Annotated in this window: 2 protein-coding genes and 1 pseudogene; 1 reads left to right on the forward strand and 2 read right to left on the reverse strand. The window is 68.1% G+C overall.

The features are described 5' to 3' along the window. Positions 1–103 (forward strand): annotated as a pseudogene (locus tag A5652_RS26430) (TetR/AcrR family transcriptional regulator); the annotation flags it as partial. On the opposite strand, the gene A5652_RS04805 reads toward A5652_RS26430, so the two are convergent. Both A5652_RS04805 and A5652_RS04810 read right to left on the reverse strand, forming a co-directional pair. Continuing rightward, positions 69–284, reverse strand: a complete 216-nt coding sequence (locus A5652_RS04805; RefSeq protein WP_067347164.1) for a Trm112 family protein — start codon at positions 282–284, stop codon at positions 69–71. The pseudogene A5652_RS26430 and the gene A5652_RS04805 sit on opposite strands and share 35 nt — an antisense overlap. Next, positions 281–3,307, reverse strand: coding sequence for an acyl-CoA synthetase (locus tag A5652_RS04810; RefSeq protein ID WP_156745162.1), 3,027 nt, complete (start codon positions 3,305–3,307; stop codon positions 281–283). Before A5652_RS04810 ends, A5652_RS04805 begins: the two co-directional genes overlap by 4 nt. Positions 3,308–3,721 lie beyond the last annotated feature (414 nt).

The raw sequence follows: 3,721 nt of genomic DNA on the forward strand, positions 1-3,721 counted from the left end.
GGAGCCGTTCAAGTCGCTACCGCCCGAGCAGATTGCGCAAACCATCGCGCCGAACCTGCAGCGCTACCTTACCGGCGATCTGCCGGACGGCCCTGTGCCATGAGCCGGGCGTGCTCGTCGTCACCGACGTCGCGCGCCTCGTCGATGAGCAGCACCGGGATGTCGTCCTCGATGCGATACGCGCGCCGCAACCGTGGGTTGTAGAGCAGCTCGGACCCGACCAGCACCAGCGGTCCCCGGTCGTCCGGGCACACCAAGATGCTCAGCAGCGCATCGTCGATCATGAAGGCGCTCCAGTCAGCTCGGAACGGGCCCCGCTGGTCATGCGGCGATACTGGTTGGCCTCGGCGTCGAAGTACCAGACCTGTCGCCCGGCCTTCGGGATCCCGGCCGCCCGGAGGGCACTGACGGTGGGCCGGAACGTCGCGCTCAGGTTCATCTCCGGCACGACGCACACGATGTCGGGTCCCAGGCCGATCGGAAGCTTGGCGAAGGCCTCGGTCAGGTCGGCCGCGGTGATGGAGGCCCCCGGCAACAGCGTCACCGCCGACGCCGCCACCTCGTGGTCGCCCACCGGCACGTTGTAGGTCACCGCGAGGTCGACGCCGTTGATGCAACCCAGAGCGTCGGTGACCGGCTCGGCGAAGACCAGGCCGCGCGCGGTGCGCACCACCGAGCCACGCCGGCCCGCCAGCCAGTAGTCGCCGTCGTCGTCGCGGTAGAACAGGTACTCGGTCGAAATCCACGTGTCGCCGGCGGCGAAGACGCCGCGCTTGACCGAGGCGCTCGGATCGACCGGGCCGTTGGTCGCCGCGAGCAGGACGCCGACCTGGTTGGGTTCGGCGATCCGCACGAAGCCCCTCTCGGTCTCCAGGATCAGGTCGTGCTCGACGTCGTAGGCGCCCAACTCGATTCGCCCGGCGCCCGGCAGCGGACGGCCCTTGCTACCGAGCTTGGCGCCGGACACATTGGCCAGCACTGCGTGCCCGTCGGTGGTGGCGAAGAACTCGACGACGTGGGCGGGCGCGAACGCCTCGACGACCCGTCCCCAGAGGCCGGTGGGCATGCCGGAACCGATGAACAGCCGCACCGGGTGATTGCCCTGCAGGACGAATGCGGGATCGTCGACGATCTCGCGGAGCATGGCCCAGGTGTAGGACACCACGGTGACGCCGTACTGACGCACCTCCTGGACGAATCGGTCGCGGTTCAGGCCGCGCGACAGCGCGATGCGGGTGCCGCCGACCACCGCGCCGCCGAGGCTGACCAATAGCGCCGATTCGTGGTGCAGCGGCGTCAGGCAGTAGACGGTGTCGCGGCGATCCAGGGAGGCCGTCGATGCGGTACCGAAGGCGGACACCGCCCAGCGGTAGTTGGTGATCTGCTTGGCCACCAGTTCGCCGCCAGCCGCGCTGAACGCGATGAACGCCAGATCGCGGGCCAGTCCCGGGTTGGGGCGGTACCACCCGGGCAGGTCGACGGCGTCCGGGTCGATCTGCTCCATGTCGATGACGTCGGAATCGTCGGGCAGGTGCAGATCCCGCGACTCCCCGCCGCCGAGGACCAGCACCTGGCGCAGGCCTTGGCGGTCGGACCCGCGCACCGCGTCGAGGTTGGTGGGGTCGGTGAGCAGCTCGGTCACTCCCCCGAGCCGCACCGAGGCGGCGAGGTCGGCGTCGGGCCGCATCACCACCGCGATGGCACCGAGCCGGGATAGCGCGGCGATGGCCACGAGTGCGCTGGGGCGGGTCTCCATCAGCACGCCGACTCGGTCCCCTTGCCGCACCCCGACCTCGATCAGGCCGCGGACGACGTTGTTGACGCGCCGGTTCACCGCGTCGTACGTGTGCACTCGGCCGTCGAACAGCAGGAATTCGCCCTGGGGCGCGTCGTGCGCCTGTTCTTCGATGATGCGGCCCAGCGAAATCCGGGTGTGGTCGTTGATCTGGCCGAGCCGGACCAGTCGCGGAATGGTGCGGGCCGTCTCGACGGCCAGGGTGCGCACCGACTTGTTGGCCGCGACGACGGTGGTGGCCGCTCCGCGCACCAGCCCCAGCGCCGCCTCGGAAACTTCACCAACCCCGTGCGCGACGCGCGAGCTCAATGCGACGCCGCTGTCGGTGTGCTCGGCGGGCTGATCGGCCATCAAGTCGATGCTCTCCGGTTTGTCGCCTCCGACGGACAGCCACTTCACCCATTCGGCCACGGTCGGCCAACTCTGTTGCGCCGCCTTGGACCCGACAACCAAACCGAAATGACCTGTCCGGATGGTCGATTCGTACACTTCGGCGTCGGGCGCGGCCCGCCGGATACCGCGCACGGACGCCGGCTGGCCGATGTCGTCCACCTCGCCGACGAACGCCAGCACCGGACAGGTGATGTCGGTGAGGGTGACCATTTGGCCATTGACGGCGAAGCCGCCGGTCATCATCCGGTTGTGGGCGATGAACTGCTTGAGCAGTTCGGAGATCGCCGGGCCCGACCAGGCGATCCAGCCTTCCCGCTCGAGGAACCGGCGCTGTTGCTCACGCGGGAGCAGCGCCTCCCGGTCGTGCAGCTGGCGCACGAAGTCGACGCGCGCTTTGGCGGTCTTGAGCGGATCGAGCATCTGGAAGCCGGTCCGCGCCATCCAGCTCGGGATGGCCAGCCGGCTGAAGACGTGGTCGGCCATGAAGTTGGCGGCGGGTGCGGCGAAGTTCGCTGGGATACCCATGGGCAGGGCGGCCAGGGTGTCCACCGGCGATCCGAAGGTGACGATGCTGGCCAGGCTTTTCGAACGCCGGTAGGCGGCGACCTGGTAGCACCACATGCCGCCCTGCGAGTAGCCGACCAGATGGATGTCGCTGCCGGTGGTGTCCCTCACCGTGTCGATGGCCTGACTTAGCGCGACGATGTGGTCGGCCAGGGTGCGGCGCATGCCGCCCTCGACCTTGTCGGGTTCGCCGAAGTCGATGACCCAGGGGTCAAGCCCACGGGCGTGCAGGATTCCCACGGCGCCTTCGTCGCGAGTGACGTCCCACATGTCCGCGGACATCATCATCGGGTGCACCATCAGCACTGGCGGCCCGGCGGGCGCCTGGCCATCCCGGCTGTCCGGCGGAAAGTATCGCCGGAGTTTGTACATCGGCACGCTCTCGACGATCTGAGACGGCGACGGGACACTGCCGGTTTCCAAGCCCCCCAGTCGCAAGACTTCCAGCCCGTTCTGCGCTGTGGCGATCAGCCGCTCGACCGGTCGTGTGACCATCGAAAAATTGAGATCCACTGCTGCTCCCTGAGTGTTGACAGCTTGGACATCATGGCACATCAGGCCAGCTCCGAATCGCCTCCTCTCCGGTCGACAGCGACGCCGCGGTCGCACCCCAGCATCCCGGCCGGCACTACAGGGGGATGTCCGCGGCGCCTTGAGGCGCAACCAGGACCGGCACGGCCGCGACGAGTAGTCCAATGACCGTGGCCAGCGCAACGTCCCTCATGGTTCCGACCCATCCGTCGACTGTGATCGGCGACCTTAAGGTCGCGGTCGCGGCTCGGTGTGAGGTGAGAACCAGCCCTGCACCCGTGAGAACAGCGCGGCGGCATCATTCCGATCGGGCGCTGCCGGTCCGGTCTTTGTGGCTATACAGGTATCGACAGGAACTGCCTAGCCAACCGGCAGGAGCACCACAATGAATCCCGCCTGAGGGGTTTTGAGTACTTTCGGCGTGACGCCTTACACGTC

It is taken from the genome of Mycobacterium sp. 1165178.9 (assembly GCF_001673555.1).
Taxonomy (GTDB): Bacteria; Actinomycetota; Actinomycetes; order Mycobacteriales; family Mycobacteriaceae; genus Mycobacterium.